26 protein-coding genes and 1 pseudogene are annotated in these 18,771 nt (G+C 32.2%); 19 read left to right on the plus strand and 8 right to left on the minus strand.

Annotation, left to right across the window (positions count from 1 at the left end; translation table 11 throughout):
• Positions 1-86 precede the first annotated feature (86 nt).
• From rsfS to HB672_RS13165, 13 genes are all read left to right on the plus strand, one after another.
• The gene (gene rsfS / locus HB672_RS13110) at positions 87-458 is read left to right on the plus strand and encodes a ribosome silencing factor (protein ID WP_167769974.1); all 372 of its coding nucleotides are present in this window, start codon (positions 87-89) and stop codon (positions 456-458) included.
• Between the two features lie 10 nt (positions 459-468).
• Positions 469-2,415, plus strand: a complete 1,947-nt coding sequence (ftsH, locus tag HB672_RS13115; RefSeq protein WP_167769975.1) for an ATP-dependent zinc metalloprotease FtsH — start codon at positions 469-471, stop codon at positions 2,413-2,415.
• Positions 2,416-2,509: 94 nt separating this feature from the next.
• Positions 2,510-3,118, plus strand: coding sequence for an LUD domain-containing protein (locus HB672_RS13120; protein ID WP_167769976.1), 609 nt, complete (start codon positions 2,510-2,512; stop codon positions 3,116-3,118).
• 9 nt (positions 3,119-3,127) lie between these two features.
• Positions 3,128-3,949, plus strand: coding sequence for a phosphatidate cytidylyltransferase (locus tag HB672_RS13125; protein ID WP_167769977.1), 822 nt, complete (start codon positions 3,128-3,130; stop codon positions 3,947-3,949).
• Positions 3,939-4,589 (plus strand): phosphatidylserine decarboxylase family protein, encoded by a 651-nt coding sequence (locus tag HB672_RS13130; protein WP_167769978.1) that lies wholly within the window; start codon positions 3,939-3,941, stop codon positions 4,587-4,589. The genes HB672_RS13125 and HB672_RS13130 overlap by 11 nt, the downstream gene beginning before the upstream one ends.
• Positions 4,589-4,855 carry an acyl-CoA-binding protein gene (locus HB672_RS13135; protein WP_167769979.1) on the plus strand — a complete coding sequence of 89 codons (267 nt, stop codon included), beginning with the start codon at positions 4,589-4,591 and terminating at the stop codon, positions 4,853-4,855. Before HB672_RS13130 ends, HB672_RS13135 begins: the two co-directional genes overlap by 1 nt.
• A gap of 1 nt (position 4,856) precedes the next feature.
• Positions 4,857-5,222 carry a glyoxalase gene (locus tag HB672_RS13140; protein WP_167769980.1) on the plus strand — a complete coding sequence of 122 codons (366 nt, stop codon included), beginning with the start codon at positions 4,857-4,859 and terminating at the stop codon, positions 5,220-5,222.
• 216 nt (positions 5,223-5,438) lie between these two features.
• Entirely contained in the window at positions 5,439-5,675 is a 237-nt protein-coding gene (locus HB672_RS14780) for a hypothetical protein (RefSeq protein WP_348272560.1), read from the plus strand.
• The gene (locus HB672_RS14785) at positions 5,657-6,001 is read left to right on the plus strand and encodes a hypothetical protein (RefSeq protein WP_348272561.1); all 345 of its coding nucleotides are present in this window, start codon (positions 5,657-5,659) and stop codon (positions 5,999-6,001) included. Before HB672_RS14780 ends, HB672_RS14785 begins: the two co-directional genes overlap by 19 nt.
• Before the next feature lie 115 nt (positions 6,002-6,116).
• Positions 6,117-6,533, plus strand: coding sequence for a DoxX family protein (locus tag HB672_RS13150; RefSeq protein WP_167769981.1), 417 nt, complete (start codon positions 6,117-6,119; stop codon positions 6,531-6,533).
• Between the two features lie 120 nt (positions 6,534-6,653).
• Complete coding sequence (locus HB672_RS14725; protein ID WP_348272562.1) at positions 6,654-6,743, plus strand: tautomerase family protein; 90 nt, start codon at positions 6,654-6,656, stop codon at positions 6,741-6,743.
• 25 nt (positions 6,744-6,768) lie between these two features.
• Positions 6,769-7,143 carry a nuclear transport factor 2 family protein gene (locus HB672_RS13160; RefSeq protein ID WP_167769982.1) on the plus strand — a complete coding sequence of 125 codons (375 nt, stop codon included), beginning with the start codon at positions 6,769-6,771 and terminating at the stop codon, positions 7,141-7,143.
• A gap of 137 nt (positions 7,144-7,280) precedes the next feature.
• Positions 7,281-7,697, plus strand: coding sequence for a VOC family protein (locus HB672_RS13165; RefSeq protein ID WP_167769983.1), 417 nt, complete (start codon positions 7,281-7,283; stop codon positions 7,695-7,697).
• Here the strand turns inward: HB672_RS13165 and HB672_RS13170 are convergent.
• The 3 genes from HB672_RS13170 to HB672_RS13180 are packed head-to-tail and all read right to left on the minus strand — an operon-like array spanning position 7,694 to position 9,443.
• The gene (locus tag HB672_RS13170) at positions 7,694-7,921 is read right to left on the minus strand and encodes a VF530 family protein (protein ID WP_167769984.1); all 228 of its coding nucleotides are present in this window, start codon (positions 7,919-7,921) and stop codon (positions 7,694-7,696) included. The two genes, HB672_RS13165 and HB672_RS13170, sit on opposite strands and share 4 nt — an antisense overlap.
• Positions 7,921-8,130, minus strand: a complete 210-nt coding sequence (locus tag HB672_RS13175; RefSeq protein ID WP_167769985.1) for a DUF6500 family protein — start codon at positions 8,128-8,130, stop codon at positions 7,921-7,923. Before HB672_RS13175 ends, HB672_RS13170 begins: the two co-directional genes overlap by 1 nt.
• Before the next feature lie 2 nt (positions 8,131-8,132).
• Positions 8,133-9,443 (minus strand): DEAD/DEAH box helicase, encoded by a 1,311-nt coding sequence (locus HB672_RS13180; protein WP_167769986.1) that lies wholly within the window; start codon positions 9,441-9,443, stop codon positions 8,133-8,135.
• A 148-nt stretch (positions 9,444-9,591) separates the two neighbouring features.
• On the opposite strand from HB672_RS13180, the gene HB672_RS13185 reads away from it, so the two are divergent.
• The 5 genes from HB672_RS13185 (at position 9,592) to HB672_RS13205 (ending at position 14,461) form a co-directional block, all read left to right on the plus strand.
• Positions 9,592-11,208: a M28 family metallopeptidase gene (locus HB672_RS13185; RefSeq protein ID WP_167769987.1), complete on the plus strand. Its 1,617-nt coding sequence runs from the start codon at positions 9,592-9,594 to the stop codon at positions 11,206-11,208.
• 25 nt (positions 11,209-11,233) lie between these two features.
• Positions 11,234-12,502, plus strand: a complete 1,269-nt coding sequence (locus HB672_RS13190; RefSeq protein ID WP_167769988.1) for a DUF3472 domain-containing protein — start codon at positions 11,234-11,236, stop codon at positions 12,500-12,502.
• Positions 12,503-13,423, plus strand: a complete 921-nt coding sequence (locus HB672_RS13195; protein WP_167769989.1) for a YitT family protein — start codon at positions 12,503-12,505, stop codon at positions 13,421-13,423. It abuts the gene before it with no gap.
• Positions 13,424-13,480: 57 nt separating this feature from the next.
• Positions 13,481-14,044 carry a nuclear transport factor 2 family protein gene (locus HB672_RS13200; protein WP_167769990.1) on the plus strand — a complete coding sequence of 188 codons (564 nt, stop codon included), beginning with the start codon at positions 13,481-13,483 and terminating at the stop codon, positions 14,042-14,044.
• An 84-nt stretch (positions 14,045-14,128) separates the two neighbouring features.
• Positions 14,129-14,461, plus strand: coding sequence for a hypothetical protein (locus HB672_RS13205; RefSeq protein WP_167769991.1), 333 nt, complete (start codon positions 14,129-14,131; stop codon positions 14,459-14,461).
• Here HB672_RS13205 and HB672_RS13210 read toward each other — a convergent pair.
• Positions 14,458-15,138: a uracil-DNA glycosylase family protein gene (locus HB672_RS13210; protein WP_167769992.1), complete on the minus strand. Its 681-nt coding sequence runs from the start codon at positions 15,136-15,138 to the stop codon at positions 14,458-14,460. The two genes, HB672_RS13205 and HB672_RS13210, sit on opposite strands and share 4 nt — an antisense overlap.
• Positions 15,139-15,200: 62 nt before the next feature.
• On the opposite strand from HB672_RS13210, the pseudogene HB672_RS14730 reads away from it, so the two are divergent.
• Positions 15,201-15,284 (plus strand): annotated as a pseudogene (locus HB672_RS14730) (30S ribosomal protein THX); the annotation flags it as partial.
• 145 nt (positions 15,285-15,429) lie between these two features.
• Here the strand turns inward: HB672_RS14730 and HB672_RS13220 are convergent.
• From HB672_RS13220 to HB672_RS13235, 4 genes are all read right to left on the minus strand, one after another.
• Positions 15,430-16,155 carry a hypothetical protein gene (locus tag HB672_RS13220; protein WP_167769994.1) on the minus strand — a complete coding sequence of 242 codons (726 nt, stop codon included), beginning with the start codon at positions 16,153-16,155 and terminating at the stop codon, positions 15,430-15,432.
• A gap of 85 nt (positions 16,156-16,240) precedes the next feature.
• Positions 16,241-16,999, minus strand: a complete 759-nt coding sequence (gene yaaA / locus HB672_RS13225; RefSeq protein WP_167769995.1) for a peroxide stress protein YaaA — start codon at positions 16,997-16,999, stop codon at positions 16,241-16,243.
• A 79-nt stretch (positions 17,000-17,078) separates the two neighbouring features.
• Entirely contained in the window at positions 17,079-18,134 is a 1,056-nt protein-coding gene (locus HB672_RS13230) for an RluA family pseudouridine synthase (protein WP_244306622.1), read from the minus strand.
• The gene (locus HB672_RS13235) at positions 18,121-18,672 is read right to left on the minus strand and encodes a PASTA domain-containing protein (protein ID WP_167769996.1); all 552 of its coding nucleotides are present in this window, start codon (positions 18,670-18,672) and stop codon (positions 18,121-18,123) included. The genes HB672_RS13230 and HB672_RS13235 overlap by 14 nt, the downstream gene beginning before the upstream one ends.
• Positions 18,673-18,771 lie beyond the last annotated feature (99 nt).

Here is an 18,771-nt window from a genome sequence, read left to right on the forward strand (position 1 = left end):
GAAAATTTAAATTATAATTTTCTTAAGATTTTTAAGGGTATTATGACCCAAAAAAATAATAACTTTGCACAAATTAAAACAATTTAATGACGAAAGAAAATAGTAATGCAGACCATTTAATATCAGTTATAGTAAATGGCATTGAAGATGTAAAAGGGCAAAACATTAATATTTTAGATTTAAGAGAAATAGAAAACACCGTTTGCGATTATTTTATTATTTGCGAAGGGACTTCGAATACACAAGTTAACGCCATTGTAAACTCCATCCAAAAAAAGGTTAGTAAAGAAACCAAAGATAAGCCTTGGCATATCGAAGGTAGCGATAATGCCGAATGGGTCTTAATGGATTATGTAAATGTGGTTGTACATGTTTTCCAAAAGCACATTAGAGAATATTATGATATTGAAAGCCTTTGGGGAGACGCCAAAACAACCGAAATAAAAACAAGCTACTAAAAAATACTACATGTCAAAAGATAATAAGTTAAATACAAAAAAACCAAAGTTCAGTCCCTACTGGATTTATGGAATCATTATAGTTATATTTTTAGGGATTCAAGTTCTTTCAGGCGGAATGGGTTCTACAACTGGATCTCCGACAACTCAAGATAAGTTTTTTGAATATTTTGAAAATGGCGATATTGAAAAAGTAGTCATCATTAACAGAATTCAGGCCAGAGTCTATCTAACTCCTGAAGCCATTACTAAAGCAGAACATAAAAACACTGTAAAACCTCAATTGTTACCAATGTCTGGAAAAGCTCCAAACTATCAGTTTCAGTTGGGAGATCTTCAAAACTTTGAAGATAAAATCGATGAAATTAAAGCTGAAAATGTTGACTTACCTACCGTTCTAGATTATAAGATAGAAGAAAACCTTTGGGGTGATTTTCTACTAACACTTTTACCTTTTGTACTTATTATTGGTGTTTGGATTTTTATTATGCGTCGTATGTCGTCTGGTGGTGGCGGTGGTGCTGGAGGGCAAATTTTTAATATTGGAAAATCTAAAGCCAAACTATTTGACCAAAACACCGAAGTAAAAACTTCTTTTAAAGATGTTGCAGGACTTGAAGGTGCGAAAGAAGAAGTTCAAGAAATTGTAGACTTCTTAAAAAACCCTGAAAAATACACCTCTTTAGGAGGTAAAATACCAAAAGGAGCATTATTAATAGGGCCTCCAGGAACAGGTAAAACTTTATTAGCAAAAGCTGTAGCTGGAGAAGCTAAAGTGCCATTCTTTTCTTTATCAGGGTCAGATTTTGTTGAAATGTTTGTTGGTGTTGGAGCTTCCAGAGTTCGTGATTTATTTAAACAAGCCAAGGAAAAATCTCCTGCAATTATTTTTATTGATGAAATAGATGCTATAGGTCGTGCAAGAGGAAAAGCTAATTTTTCTGGTTCTAATGATGAACGTGAAAATACCCTAAACCAGTTATTGACTGAAATGGATGGTTTTGGTACAAACACAAACGTTATTGTACTTGCAGCAACAAACAGAGCAGATGTTTTAGATAAAGCTTTAATGCGTGCTGGACGTTTTGATAGACAAATTTTTGTGGATCTTCCAGATGTTCGTGAGCGTAAAGAAATTTTTGAAGTACACTTAAAGCCGCTTAAAAAAGCAAAAGATTTAAATACAGACTTCTTGTCTAAACAAACCCCAGGATTCTCAGGAGCTGATATTGCCAATGTGTGTAATGAAGCTGCTTTAATTGCTGCAAGAAAAGGAAAAAAATCTGTAGAAAAACAAGATTTCTTGGATGCTGTAGATAGAATTGTTGGAGGATTAGAAAAGAAAAATAAGATTATAACTCCCGAAGAGAAAAAAGCAGTAGCATTCCATGAAGCTGGACACGCAACTATAAGTTGGCTACTAGAACATGCTGCACCATTAATTAAAGTAACTATTGTGCCTCGTGGACGATCGCTAGGAGCTGCTTGGTATTTACCAGAAGAACGTTTAATTGTTCGTCCAGAGCAAATGCTAGACGAAATGTGTGCTGCATTAGGTGGTAGAGCCGCAGAAAAAGTAATTTTCAATAAAATATCAACTGGTGCTTTAAGTGATTTGGAGAAAGTCACTAAACAAGCAAGAGCTATGGTAACCATATATGGTTTAAGCGATAAGGTAGGTAATTTAACCTATTATGATTCTTCTGGTCAAAATGAGTATGGTTTCACAAAACCTTATAGCGAGCGAACTGCTGAGTTGATTGACAAAGAGATTTCAGATATTATTGAAGAGCAATACCAACGTGCAATTAAAATACTGGAAGAAAATAAAGATAAATTGACCTTATTGGCAGAGGAGCTTCTAGTAAAAGAAGTGATTTTTAAAGATAACCTTGAAGAAATCTTTGGAAAAAGTCCTTTTATTAAGCATGATGAAGATATAACGGAAGAAGAATAGAACCGTTACAAAAACCTTAAATAATCCAATGTTTACTTTAGATTTTATATATTTGGTAAAAACTAGGACTTAACTGGTTAATAGCAAACCCTAAATGAGCCTATTTCGAAAAATCTTCGGACTAAAATCCAATGACTCTCAAGAAAGCATTGAAAACGATGAGAGAAGCAAGTATATGCCTGACATTAAGCTACCTATTGATGAGCGTTTTACCATCAATTTTAAAGCTAATGGCGGCAAATTCTTGTATTGCGAAGACTTTGATGAGGTAGACCAAAATTTAGGTCTAATTTTAGAAGAAAACGGTTGGACAGATAAAGGTGTGATGATTATTGATAATCGGTTAAGTGAAAAATTCGCAAACTTTAATCTAAAAACCAATAAAAAAGCAAGTGAATGCACTTACTTTTTAACCACCTGCGAATATTTAATTTCTAACGATGGATCGCTTTTAATTTCGTCCAATCAAATTGCTGAAAAAAAACTAAAAGAGCTCCCTCCAAATTTTATCATTTTTGCAACTACAAGCCAGTTTGTAGAAACTATTAGTGAAGGTTTAAGAGGTATTAAAGACAAAAACCGCGAAAAAATACCTACAAATATTACAACCATAAAACATTTTAAAGCTAGCGAAGATAACGACTTCTTAAGTTATGGAAGTAGCTCAAAAAACTTATATTTGCTCTTATTAGAAGATCTTTAACCCAACCACGTGAAAGAATTAATTGTTAGAGCAATTTCAGGCGTTTTATACATTGCACTCTTTATATTATCATTACAATCACAACACCTTTTAATAGGTTTGTTTTTTGTTTTTGGATTGATTTGTATTGCAGAATTCAATAAACTCATCAACCAAAAAGGCATTAGATCTTATATTATTTTTATAATTTCCTACTTAACTTTTTCTTATTGGCAACTAATGCTTGCTAATAGTGAAGGATTTGATGAAGCAATTCAAATATTACATGTACTTACCATATTTGTAATGCTTTTTTTGATAAAAGATTTATTTTCAAAAAAAACGTTACCACTCTTTATTACCAATAAATATATCAATACCACCTTCTATTTATCTAGTGCATTTATTTTTATCATTCTCATTGCCAATTATTACGAAACATTTAATCCAAATATTTTACTAGGCTCATTTATATTAGTTTGGATAAACGATTCTTTTGCTTACTTAGTAGGTAAAAATTTTGGGAAGCAAAAATTGTTTCCAAGTATATCGCCAAAAAAAACTGTTGAAGGCTTTTTAGGAGGTCTACTTTTTGCTTGCATTAGCAGTTATTTTATAGCGAAATATACTAACACTTTGGGCTCTACCGAGTGGCTTATACTAGCTATAATTGTAAGTGTATTTGGAACTCTAGGAGATTTAATTGAGTCTAAATACAAACGACAAGCAAATGTAAAAGACAGTGGTGTAATAATGCCTGGACATGGTGGATTGCTAGATCGCTTAGATAGTATTATTTTTGCAGCACCATTTATTTATTTATTCTTAAGAATTTTAAAATATGTTTCATAAAGAAGGACATAAAATTATTATAATAACTACAGCTATTGTTGTCGCTGCAACTTTGTTAGCTGATGAGTTTATTAGTATTTCGTGGTTACGAATGTTGCTACAAATTGCTTTTCTTGTATTTTTCGTTCTTATTTTACAGTTCTTTAGGAACCCAAAACGTCATACAAAGTTAAACGATAAGCAAGTGTTGTCTCCTGTAGATGGGAAAGTGGTCGTGATTGAGGAGGTTGAAGAGACCGAATATTTTAAAGATAAGCGCATACAAGTAAGTGTATTTATGTCTCCAATAAATGTGCATGTTACTCGTTATCCTATTGGTGGAAATGTACTATACAGTAAATACCATCCTGGGAAATATTTGGTTGCATGGCATCCAAAATCAAGCACAGAAAACGAACGCACCACTGTAGTTGTTGAAAATGCAACGTACGGAAAAGTACTTTTTAGGCAAATTGCAGGAGCGCTAGCAAAACGCATTGTTAATTATGCAAAAGAAGGAAAGGAAGTAAATCAAGGATCGGATCAAGGATTTATAAAGTTTGGCTCTAGAGTAGATTTATTTTTACCTTTAGATACTAACATTAAAGTCCAGCTCAACCAAAAAGTAAAAGGTGGAGAAAGTATAATAGCAGAAATGTAATGACCTCGGCAGAATTAGACATAAAATTTAGAGAAGCTGTTGATCGTATCAATGCGCATACCGAACCTTTTCCTGCAGATATTTTACTAAAACTTTATGCTTATTACAAAAAAGCAACTAACGATTATGGCAGACCAAAAAGCCGCGAACCGTTAATTAATGCCTTTAAAACCAATGCGCTTTTTCAAGCGGAAGATATAAGCCAAGACCAAGCTAAACAACAATATATTGACTTGGTTAATAATTACTTTCTATATCGCAAATAAAATGACCTTTCAAGTAAAATCAATACGAGCGTTTATTGGTGCTAAAAACTATAATGAATCCAGACAATTTTATTTGGATTTTGGTTTTGAAGAAATAAAAACCTCGCCTACAATGTCTTACTTTAAGCTAGGTGCCTTTGGGTTTTATTTACAAGATGCTTATATAAAAGATTGGGTAGATAACTCCATGATATTTTTAGAAGTTGACAATCTACAACAACACCTTGATGAGATAACGAGTTTACAACTAGACAAAAAATACAAGAATGTACGTATAACCAATATTAGCTATAACTATTGGGGAAATGAGTTTTTTATGTACGACCCATCTGGTGTGCTATGGCATATTGGTGAATTTAAGAAGTAAGCAGTCTTGACTTTCTTAAAAAAATAGTCGAAATTCGTTTAACGTCGGATATAAGTCATTAAAACGACGCATATCCGTAAAAACAATGATGTACATATCAATAGCTATATGCAACCTGTCCACGTTTAATTTGTATTCTAAAAGTATGCAATAAATTGCTTACTTTTAAAACCACAAAATGTGGCTTTACATAGCCCTGCGTTGGCAACAATTAAAATGAAACATCATCTAAAACAGCATATAGAAGAAATAATTAAGTTAACAGACGAAGAGTTTGAATTTATATTGAGCCATTTCGAAACGACAAATAAACGCAAACGTCAATACTTATTGCAAGAAGGTGAAATTGCCGACAAAGAATATTGGATAGTGAAAGGTTGCCTAAAAGCTACTTTTTTGATGAAAATGGAAAAGAACATATTTTACAGTTCGGAATGGAAAATTGGTGGATAACCGATTATGAATCTTTCGTAAAACAATCAAAATCTAAAATCAATATAGACTGCATTGAAGATTGCGAACTTCTTTACATAACATTTGAAAATAGAGAAAAACTGACCAAAGAAATGCACAAAGTGGAACGATTTTGGGCAAAGAAAAGCAAGTTTGGCAGAGTAGCACTTCAAAACAGAATCTTATCGTTATTAAAAAACTCTTCAAAAGAGCGATATGAATTACTTCTCAAACAATATCCAAAACTTTTTCAAAGAGTACCAAAAAAATTAATCGCTTCATATTTAGGTGTCAGTAGAGAAACTTTAAGCAGATTAAATTCGTAAAATAAACTACTTCAAAACGTGACATTTATCACAAATTTATAGTGACAATTGTCCTATGATCTGTGTTGTTATTTCTTGATTTTTGTATCATAATAATTTTAAAAAATTAAATGATATGAGTACTTTAGAAAACATTCAAAAAAAAGACATAGGATTACTAATACAAAGAATTAGTATCGGAATCCTTATTCTATTCCACGGAATTGCAAACTTGACTTCCAATTATTCATTTATTAAAAATTTATTGAATGGCATGGGAATTCCAGAATTTGTTGCATACTCGGTTTTTATAGGCGAAATAATTGCACCAATATTAATAATCATAGGTTTTAGAGTAAGAATGGCAAGTTTAGTTTTAGCTTTTAATATGTTAACAGCTATTTTAATGGCACATTCTTCCGACATTTTCACTTTAAATCAATTTGGTGGTTGGGGAATTGAGTTACAAGGCTTATATCTATTTGGAGCGATAATAATATTTTTATTAGGAGCAGGAAAGTATGCAGTATCGACAACTTCAAAGTGGGATTAATATTCAGCAACTCAATTATTTTAATAAATAAAAAATCATGCCTTACATTAACATAAGAGTTACAGACACAAACGTAACAAACGAACAAAAAAACTATTAATTGAAGGGGCTACAAATTTAGTGGTTAGCGTTTTAAATAAAAACCCTAAAATAACTCACGTGGTAATAGATGAAATACCAATTGAAAATTGGGGATTTAATGGAAAATAATCTTTAGGGAGTAAAAAATAATCAAATGTATATTGACAACATTAAAGAAATCGAAAATTTAATTAATAATTACATAGAGGGAATCTTTTATGGAAACACATTAATCCTTGTAACTTGTTTTAGTGAAAATGCGTTTGTTCATGGAGATTTAAATACATGTGAATATTCTAAGAGTGTGAACGAGTACATTGAGACCGTTAAGGTTAGAAAAAGCCCAAATGACCTTAGAGAAACTCTAAAAATGTCAATCATTGGAATAGATATACTTGGTAAAATTGCAATGGTAAAATTGCACGTTCCAATGCTAGGTTTTAATTATTATGACTATTTATCTCTTTTTAAAATAAATGACGAATGGAAAATAGTCAATAAAATATTTACTCATGTAGATAATGACTGATAGAGTAAATAACAGTTACCAACAACGTGTATAGTTCATTGCTTGTACTCACCCACTTACGAAAATCTTCACGGATATTCTATTCAGTTTGAATTAGCTATATTAGTTATATTATTACTCAACTACTCATAAACACTATGGAACAAAGACTTACTATTATTGGATTAGGTGTAAACGATTTAAAAGCAGCAACTCATTTTTATGAGTATATTTTTGGATGGGAAAAATTAGAATCTAGTAACGAATCTATTACGTTTATTAAGCTTAATGGTATTTTACTGTCATTATATAATAGAGAAGCTCTTGCAGAAGACGCTACTGTAAATGGTAAAGGAGGAGGTTTTAAAGGATTCTCTTTAGCTTATAACACACGTACAAAAGAGGAGGTTGATACTATTATTTCAAATTTAAAACAAAAAGGGGTAACAATAATTAAACCTCCACAAAATGTGTTTTGGGGAGGTTACAGTAGTTATGTTTCGGACCTAGATAATAACCTTTGGGAAATTGCTTACAATCCATTTTTACCAATTGATGAAGATGGTAATATTTAAGACCTTGTATTTTTTAGCATTTTTAAATACATATTTTCAACCTTAGTTCGAGCCCAAGGTGTACGACGTAAAAACTTCAAACTGGATTTTATTGAAGGATCGTGAGTAAAACAGCGAATATTAATGTTGTAGCCTAAATATTCCCAACCATAACGGTCTACCAAATCATTAATGATTTGTTCTAGTTTTATACCATGTAAAGGGTTGTTTGGTTGAGATGCCATTATTCAATAAGCGCTTTTATTTTTACAGCTTTTTCAAAATGGTCTAATTGATGCGTTTGTATCCACCATGTAGCAGCTTCCATCAATAGCTCTGGGTTATCATTCTTATTGGCAAAAAATGCATAGAATGACAAACCAACAGTGTTTCCTTTTTGAGCTATTTTCTTATTGCAAACGCCAATAATTTTGTTTCGTAATTCAGTAGTCATAATTAACGTCTATTTCTATTACGATTTCGGCTTCTGCTTTTATTTCTGCTAGTATTTCTACTATTTCCTGAATCACCACCATCAGCAGATTTTCTCGAACTTTGAGATTTTGGTTTATTAGATCTTCGTTGGTTTCTTCCCCCTCCCTGGCCTTGTTTTATAGGCTTTGTTGATGCATTAGGGTCAGGTTCAAAACCTTCAACAATTTCTACAGGAATTTTTAAACCTACCAGTTTTTCAATGTCTCTTAAATACGTAGTTTCATCGGCACTTACTAAAGACACTGCTTCACCATTTGCTCCCGCTCTACCAGTTCTTCCAATACGGTGTACATAGTCTTCAGAAATATTAGGCAATTCAAAGTTTACAACATGTGGTAATAAAGGAATATCTAATCCACGAGCTGCAATATCTGTAGCCACCAACACTCTAACGGATCCGTTTTTAAACCCTGCTAAAGCTTTTGTTCGTGCACCTTGACTTTTATTTCCATGAATAGCTGAAGCAGAAATACCTGCACTAACCATTTTTTTACAAAGTTTATTAGCACCATGTTTGGTTCTGTTAAACACCAAAACCTGCTTCCAATTGCCTTCAGAAATAAGTTTAATAATTAAATCGGTTTTCTTCGCCTTTGCAACACGATATACTTTTTGTTCAATAGCATCGACTGTAGTGTTTTCAGGTGTTGCTTCAACCAAAACAGGATGGTGTAATATGCTATTTGCCAGATTTTTTATCTCTCTTGAAAACGTTGCTGAAAACAATAAATTTTGTCTTCTTGAAGGCATTAAGCTCATTATCTTGTCAATATCTCTTTTAAAGCCCATATCAAGCATTCTATCTGCCTCGTCTAAAACCAAAATTTCAATTTTTGCAAGCGATAATAGTCCTTGACTATTTAAATCTATAAGACGTCCAGGAGTGGCAATAAGAATATCGACACCATTTCTAATAGTGGCTACCTGTGGTCGTTGATTAACACCTCCAAATATCACTGCCGAACGGATGTCCAAAAACTCACTATATGCTTTTACATTATTATGTACTTGCGCAGCTAATTCTCTAGTTGGCGTTAATACTAAAGCACGAATTGGTCGTTTACGCATATGTTGTCCTTGTGACAATTTTTGCAGCATTGGCAACGTAAAGCCTGCTGTTTTACCAGTTCCTGTTTGGGCAGATGCTAAAACATCTTTTCCTTCTAAAATTAAAGGAATTGCTTTTTGTTGGATTGGTGATGGTGTTGTGTAGCCTTGTTTACTAACGGCTTTTAATAAGGCATCCGATAAGCCTAGGGAATTAAATGACATATAAATAATTGTGCAAATGACATTCTTATTTATAGCGCCATTTTTTTATTAAGCTGCAAAGTTAAGTCTAATTTATGCGATGTCCTTGATTTTATGTAAAAATTAGTCGAACTTCGTTTTTCTACAATACTCATTTAAAATATTATTTATGAAGAATTACTTTAAATTTTTAGTACTACTACTTTTTATTAGTTGTAATAATGACAAAAAAGACACAGCAGGTTTAGTTGAAGTTAGTCAAGAAACGCTTGGAAATCATATTGAACAGTTAGCGTCAGATGAGTTTCTTGGAAGAAAACCATTTACTGAAGGCGAAGTAAAAACAGTTAACTATTTAAAAGATGAGTTTGAAAAATTAGGACTTTTACCAGGAAATGGCGATAGCTTTTTTCAAGATGTTCCACTAGTAGAAATTACTGGAACCCCTTCGAAAAACATGATAATTACTGGAGATAATACGAGTATTAATTTAGAACCTTTAAAAGATTTTGTGGTAACAACTAATAAACCAGTGGAAAATGTGAGCCTTGAAAACTCCGAATTGGTTTTTGCTGGCTATGGTGTTGTTGCTCCTGAATATGATTGGAATGATTATGAAGGTATTGATTGGAAAGGAAAAACTGCAGTTGTTTTAATTAACGATCCTGGATTTAAATCGGGAGATTCAACGTTATTTAAAGGAAACGAAATGACGTATTATGGTCGTTGGACTTACAAATACGAAGAAGCAGCAAGACAAGGTGCTGATGGACTTATTATTATACATGACACAGAGCCTGCTTCCTATGGATGGAATGTTGTAGAGTCTGGCTGGAGTGGTGCTCGCTTAACTATAGAAAGTGATTTGCCGCTTTTAAATGTTGAGTCTTGGATTAGTGGAGAAAGTGCTCAAAAAATGTTTAGTGTCTCTACTATGAAAGGGCAAGATTATAAAAACTTAGCTAGAAATAAAGACTTTAAGCCTGTTCCATTAGGATTAAATGTATCGGTGAGCATAAGTAATAGTATCAAAAAAGATGTGTCTAAGAATGTAGTTGCCATGATTCCTGGAACTGACAGAAAAGACGAAGTAATTATTTACTCAGGACATTGGGACCATTTTGGTGTTGGTAAAGCCATTGATGGCGACTCTATATATAATGGCGCTGTAGATAATGCCTCTGGAACTGCTGGTTTATTGGCTATAGCTGAAGCTTTCAAAAAAAGCAGTCCTACTAAACGTTCTATTGCTTTTATTGCTGTAACAGCCGAAGAACAAGGATTATTAGGCTCTGCTTTTTATGCTGAGAATCCTATTTTCAATCCTAAAAAAACAGTGGCGAATATTAATATAGATGCCTTAGATAGTCCAGGAAAAATGAAGGACTTAACCATCACTGGTTATGGTCAATCTGAAATGGATGAATATGCCAAAGAAGCTGCCACCAAACAAGGCAGGTACATTATTCCAGATCCTGAAGCTGAAAAAGGCTATTTCTTTAGATCTGATCATTTTAATTTTGCTAAAATTGGCATACCTGCTTTGTATGCAAGTGGTGCTTATGAAGGATTTGACATTAGTATTGAAGATATAAAAAAGTATAATGATAACTACCGTATGGTTAAATATCATCAACCTTCTGACGAATATAATCCTGAAACTACAGAATTAAGTGGTATTCAACTAGACTTACAATTATTTTTCAATGTAGGAACAAAATTAGCTAACGAAGATTATTTTCCGAAATGGTATGATGGTAGTGAATTTAAAGCGGCAAGAGATTAGTAATTATTAGGTTCTTTAAAAAAACATGAAATACTCAAAGTTATTTTGCATTTTAATCGTATTTACTTTTGTTGCTTGTAAACAAGAGATGTCTTTTGATGTTTCGCTTTTAAATACTGAAATAACATCAGGAAATAGTTGGGTAATAAATGATGCGTCTAAATCTTCAGAAGTGATTACCAAAGAAGGTATTACAAATTGGCAAGATGCAAACGACACTATTAGAGCTTATTTTTATACCGAAAAAGAAGCTAGTATTCCTTTTGGAATCATAGCTAAAGGTACCTCAGAATTTAAGATTTCTTATAATAACAAAACTGAATCTATCAAGTTAGAAAACTCTGAATTTGACACTATTTATATTGATAATTATAATAGTGAAGGTAAAGGCTATAATCATATTGATTTTCATGACATCACAAATAACAATATAGAAATCAAGAGTATTCTTATTAAGCAACCTGACGACAATACCTTGGTAAAATATATTAAAGACGATTTTTATTTTGGCAGACGAGGTCCTTCAACACATCTGGTATATGAAACACCAACTGATGATATTGAATGGATGTATAACGAAATTGAAATTGATAAAGATCAAGACGTTATTGGTTCCTACTTTATGGCAAACGGTTTTGGCGAAGGTTATTTTGGCATTCAAGTAAACTCAGAAAACGAAAGACGCATTTTGTTTTCTATTTGGAGTCCGTTTAAAACCGACGACCCAAATAGCATTCCTGATGACCAAAAAATAAAACTCCTCAAAAAAGGCGAAGGTGTTACCACAGGTGAATTTGGTAATGAAGGCTCTGGTGGACAAAGCTATAAGGTGTTTAATTGGAAAGCTGAAACTCGGTATGGTTTCCTTACAAGAGTAAAACCAAATGGTAAAAACGCTACAGATTACACATCTTACTTTTTTGATCCTGACACTAATCAATGGCATTTAATAGCAAGTTTTAGACGACCAATAACTAATACTTATGTAACGCGACCTTATTCTTTTTTAGAAAACTTTATTCCGAATACTGGAGCATTAGCGAGACAAGGAGGTTTTTACAATCAATGGATGCGAGATAGTAAAGGTGTATGGTATGAAATTACCGAAGCTAAATTTTCAGCAGATGCAACTGCTAGAAAGGATGCACGATTAGATTATTCTGGCGGAATCATAAATGATGGATTTTATTTAATGAATTGTGGTTTCACAAACGACCATACCACTATCGGAACTATGTTTACAAGGGCAACCTTAAGTGTTTCTCCAATTATCAATTTTAATAATTTAGAATAGATGACTAATAAAAAACTATATACTTATTTCTCAGAATATTTTCAAATAGCTCTAGGGATTTTTCTTGCTAGCATTGGTTTAAAGGCCTTTTTATTACCCAATGATTTTTTGGACGGAGGTGTTACAGGTACAGCTATTTTACTAAACTCGCAGTTTGAGAGTATTAATATTTCAACACTTTTAGTACTCATTAATATTCCGTTTTTAATTCTTGCTTACTTTACACTATCAAAGCGAATTTTAATCAAGTCCATTTTTAGTATTATTGGGTTAGCCTTAGTAATACATTTTGTTGAATTTAATACTGTTACAGAAGACAAATTACTCATCTCAATATTTGGTGGCTTGTTTGTTGGTTCTGGTATAGGTTTAACAGTAAAGAATGGTGCGGTTTTGGATGGTTCGGAAATTCTAGGTGTATTTTTAAACGACCGCTTTGGGTTTAGTATTGGTCAAATTATTTTATATTTTAATATTATATTATTTAGTATTACTGCATTGGTGCTTTCGGTTGAAATAGCTATGTACTCTATACTTACCTATATCGTTACTGCAAAAGTTATTGACTTACTTATTGAAGGGTTTGAAGATTTTATTGGAGTCATGATTGTATCAAAACACCACAAGGAAATTAAGTTAGTCATCATTAATGAACTTGGTGCAGGAATGACCATTTATAAAGGTGAAAAAGGGTATGGGAGCAGTGGGGAAATGCTAAAATTTGATATTATACATTCGGTAATAAATAGAATTGATATTCGAAAAATGCATCGCGTTATAGACAAAGTAGATCCTGATGCGTTTTTAATAGAGTTTGATATTAACCATATAAAAGGCGGTGTTCTTCGTCGATATTTAGCAAAAAACAAAGGAAAACAGCTGCCTAAAGAAATACTGGATTATAATAAAAGTAAGCATTAATTGTAACACTTTTAATAAACTTTACACGTATAGATATCAATCAAAAAAATCAATCAAATGCAATTAAAACCAACCTTTATCCTTTTAGGACTGTCAATCTTGTTTACTAATTGTAAGCAACAAGATGAGGTACATGTAGAAGCTAGTGACAACCAAGTTCATGGTCGCTTAGAAATTTCAAATCACAATTCAGAAAAAGGTGAGTTATTTAATCTACTAAAAGAAAAAGACAGTTTAATGTTTGAGCTATCGTACAATCAACTTGACACAAGTATTCTTGAAGAATTAGCAACTGATGATATCGAGTTTTACCACGACCAAGGAGGTGCAACGTATACCAAAGAAGATTTTATAAATGGTATGAAAAGCTTAGGAAATTTGTCTTATAAAGCTAGAAGAGAATTAGTACAAGGAAGCATAGAAGTGTTTCCAATGCATAAAAACGGCGAGCTTTATGCTGCTATTTTAAAGGGTGAACATGCATTTTATGCTAAAGAACCTAATGAAAAGCCTGAATACTTAACTAGTACTGCAAAATATTCTATACTATGGATTTTAGTTGATGGTGAATGGAAAATGAGTAGAATTTATAGCTACGATCATCAATCTCCAAGCAATTAATTAACCTATAATTACCACAACACCAATTAGTTATTTATAATTAGTTATATTAGTAGGGCATATCACTAATTAATCCCTCGAAAAGTGTTATTTAAAATTATTCTTTGGTCTGCAAGAATACTAGGTGCCTTAGTCATTATATTTTTGTTATTTATGACTATTGGTGAATTATTTACCGATTCGAATACTACTGCTATAAGTAATTCAGACGTTATTGCTTTACTCTTATTTCCAGGTAGCACTATAATAGGCTTGCTATTGGCATTTAAATGGAAAGGTATTGGTGGTTTAATTACGGTTGGAGGAATGATTTTGCTCCATATAATACGACCAGATTTAGCTTCAAGCGCTTTAATAAGTGCCTTTGCTATTCCTGGATTGCTGTATATTATTTATTCCGTTTGGTCAAAAAACTAGAGAAACTCTTTGTATTGCATTACTCTAAAGTCAAACGTATTAAACTTAGGATTCTTTGATTTTTGTTGCTTGTAAAAGGGTGTTCTACTTATTGAAATATTAGCAGCTCCAGAGCCTGAAGTTAATGATACTGTTTTGATTATTCTAAATGAGGTTTCAACTACGCTCGACTTGACAGGGAGTTTAAATTGATGAATTCTTGGAATAACATTAGAAACCATTTCTAGTTTCAAACCATATTCTTTAAGATGTTTTCTGAAAAAATATTCTGGTCCGTTTTTACTGTTTCCTCCAGTAAACAACAAGGTGTTAATATTCGGATAATGCTTTAAATAACCAACAATATCTCTAAGTATAATATTTTTCATACCTAAATCGGATGCATCAATTTTTTCTCTTTCTGCACTTTCAACGATATCGCAAACGCCAATTTTATGTTGTATTAAAAATTGTTTCCGCTCGTTAATAGCTTCTTGTGAATTATCAAAACGTAATCCAAGATTATGGATTTTATCTATAAACAACCACAACGAATTGTAATAACTACCATAACAAAAATCAACATCCTTCTCTAAAAGCTCACCTTTAGAAAATCGTGGTGGTGGTAAAGTACCCACTATTAATTTTGTTGTATCTTGTTGAATAAAAGTTTGATAAGGATGCTTATGAAAAAACATAGTATTTTGAATTCAATGCTAAAAATAGTATTTTTAAATAACTAACCTTTAAATAGTTACTCATGGGAAAAGGCGACAAAAAAACGAAACGTGGAAAAATAACAATGGGGAGCTATGGTGTTAGGCGTCCTCGAAAAAAGCAAAAAGCAATAACAAAAGCAGCACCTAAAGTAAAAAAGACAGCAGAAAAACCTAAAGCAGCAGCAAAACCAAAACCTGCAACCAAGAAAAAAGCAGCTCCAAAAAAGGCTGACAAAAAATAAGTGATAGAAACCTCGCTTTTTCTTAGAATCAATTATACTCTACTAATAGCTTTTCAACTTCCATTATTGTCAACCTATACTTTTTTCTGTTAGGCTTAGTCATATGTTTTGCTTCAGAACTAATATCAAGAAGAATTTCTTTAGCATTTGATGTTTTACCACTTGCATTTAAAAACTTAGCTAAATGTAATCGTTCATTGTAGTTAGAATATCGTTGATTAATTTGCATTAACTCTTTTTCAGCTTCATCAAGTCTATCAAGATGGTGAAGTGCAATGCCGTATAAAAATTGTAATCTAGAATTATTAAAATCTCTATGAGTTTTTACCTTGTCTGCAAAAGTTACAACCTCATCATGTTTCCCTAGCTTACTATAACAGTCAACTATTTGTTCAATAATATGGTAATCGTCACCATAATTATCTTCTAAAGCTATTTTATAATTGTTAAGCGCATTATTATAGTCTGTAATTTCAAAATAAGCATCAGCTAGGTTAATTCTATTCTGGAAAGTATCAGCAAAATCTACTTGAGCCTTTAAATCATTTACCTTTTTTGTTGGATTAATAATTGTAGTAATTTCATTTTGAAGAACTTCAACATCTCTCTTATTAAAAGCCTTGATAATTATATATGCTATACTGCCAAGAGCTGGAATAAAGAAAATCACAAAATACCAGAAAGTCTCATTTCTGTTTTTATAACAATGATAAATGCAAAAGGCTTGTAAAACTACTATAAGGTAATAAGGCATTTAGTTAGGTAAAATTAAACAGACCTAAATTAGAGTTTTTTTTGAGAATAAAAATTATCTACTAAAAGAATTACCTCTTACAAACTTATCTTATAAATACTAGATCGGAATCTGTAGACATGGATTCGCTAAAACCATAACCTTCATAATTAAAGCCTTTAATATCGTCAATGGTATTTGCGTTTGTATCAATAATATACCGCGTCATGTAGCCTCTTGCTAATTTAGCGAAGGTCATAATGGTTTTGTACTCACCATTTTTAAGGTCTTTAAAATTAGCTGTAATTACGGGTACTTTTAATGCCTTAGCATCTATTGCTTTAAAATACTCATTGCTAGCAAGGTTAAGAAAAATCTCATTTTCTTGAAGCTCTTCATTCAAAGTTTTTGTGATTTTTTGCTTCCAAAACTCATAGAGATTTTTGTTTTTACCTACTGGAAATTTTGTTCCCATTTCTAAACGATAAGGCTGAATTAAATCTAATGGTTTTAATAAACCATAAAGCCCAGAAATGATTCTAATAGTATCTTGAACTTTTTCCAGTTTATCTTTAGGGATTGTATAGGCATCTAACCCACGATACACATCGCCAGAAAACGCATACACTGCTTGTCTAGCATTATCTTGGGTAAATGGTAATTGCCATTCTTGATTACGCTCATAATTTAATTGCCCTAAATTATCTGAAATCTTCATAAGCTTAGACAAACTCCTTGCAGATTTCTTTTTAAGCAATTTATTTAAACGCTCAGCTTCTTTTAAAAAACAAGATTCTGTAGCTTTATTGGTTGGCAATTCACTTTCAAAATTCAATGATTTTGCTGGAGAAAGAACTAGTTTCATCGTGATTCATTTTTGTTTCTCAAATTTAAGAGTAACAGCAATGAAATGAAACTAATTTTAGAAGTAATTATATATAGACTTATAAATTATCTTGATGCTTTGAGTAAGCTCGCCACTTTTTAATACATTGTTGCATATCTTCTGGTAATTCTGTGGTAAAACTCATCCACTCGCCTGTTTTAGGATGCTTGAAACCAAGTGTTTTTGCATGAAGTGCTTGCCTTGGCAATACCTTAAAACAATTGTCTACAAACTGCTTGTATTTAGTAAAGGTTGTACCTTTTAATATTTTTTCACCTCCATAACGTTCGTCATTAAACAATGTGTGTCCAATATGCTTCATATGTACCCTAATTTGATGTGTACGACCTGTTTCAAGCCTACAAGACACCAAAGTGACATATCCTAAACGCTCTAGCACTTTGTAATGTGTAACAGCTGGTTTTCCTTTATCTTCATCATCATCAAGATAAACGGTATTCTGCAATCTGTTTTTTGGATGACGACCAATATTTCCTTCAATAGTACCTTCGTCCTCTTCAACATTTCCCCAAACCAAGGCTATATATTCTCTTTTACTTGTCTTTGCTGCAAATTGATTTGACAAATGAGTCATAGCCTTCTCTGTTTTTGCTACGACTAAAAGTCCACTAGTATCTTTATCAATTCTATGTACCAAACCTGGTCTATCACTAGAATTATTTGGTAGATTATCAAAATGAAACGTGAGTGCATTAATTAATGTTCCTGAGTAATTTCCATGTCCAGGATGCACAACCATACCAGCAGGTTTGTTTACTACCAATAGATGTTCATCTTCATAAACAATATCGATTGGAATATCTTCAGGGACTAATAAATTTTCATGAGGAGGATGCTCAAAAAGGACTTTTATTTCATCTAAGGGTTTTACCTTATAATTTGATTTTACAGGAATTCCGTTAACGCGAATACTTCCACCCTTTGCTGCCGCTTGAACTTTATTTCTCGTAGCATTTTCTATAAAATTCATTAAGTATTTATCGATACGCAAAGGTTGTTGTCCTTTTTCAACCGTAAAAGAATGATGCTCGTAAAGTTCAGGGTTTTCTTCTGGAAAATTATTGTCTTCCATCAAGGTATTATTGTTTTCCATTCCCTAAAACTAAGTCTATTTTTGTAGTTTTTTCGAGCATAGTTCCAGGATTAATTTTCTCGCCTTTATATCTTACCTCAATAACTTGGTCTAAACCTATATCGTTTACACGTATTATCTCTCCAACTTCAAAACCCAAGGCTTCTAAAGTAGGTTTTGCTTGCCTAAATGTTCGTCTAATAATATTTGGAACACCTACTTTTTTGTATCCTGACGGATTTAAGGTTAGGTAAATTTTTCGATTTTCTTTTACTAAAGATCCCGCGGCAGGTTGTTGGTCAATTACCGAATATTTAGGGTAATTTGGATTATAATTAGCTGAATCTTGAACAACCATCGTTAAGTCGTTGTCATCAATTTCAATTTGAACTACATTTAAAGTTTTCCCTTTTAGTTCTGGAACTTCAACAAAATCACCATGATTGGTTGAAAATTTTAAATACCTAAGCGTAAAAAAACCAATAATTATAAGCGCAACAATAGCTAATCCTAATTGCTTTAAAAACTCTTTACTGGTTACAAATTTAATAATACTCATACTGCTGAAAAATATTTAACAAAACTACACATTTTTATAGTTTTACGATTAATTGGGTAAACTTTAGTTTTAAGATATACGTATATTAAAACAAAAAGG

The sequence above is a fragment of the Gaetbulibacter sp. S0825 genome (genome assembly GCF_011777505.1).
Taxonomy (GTDB): Bacteria; Bacteroidota; Bacteroidia; order Flavobacteriales; family Flavobacteriaceae; genus Pontimicrobium.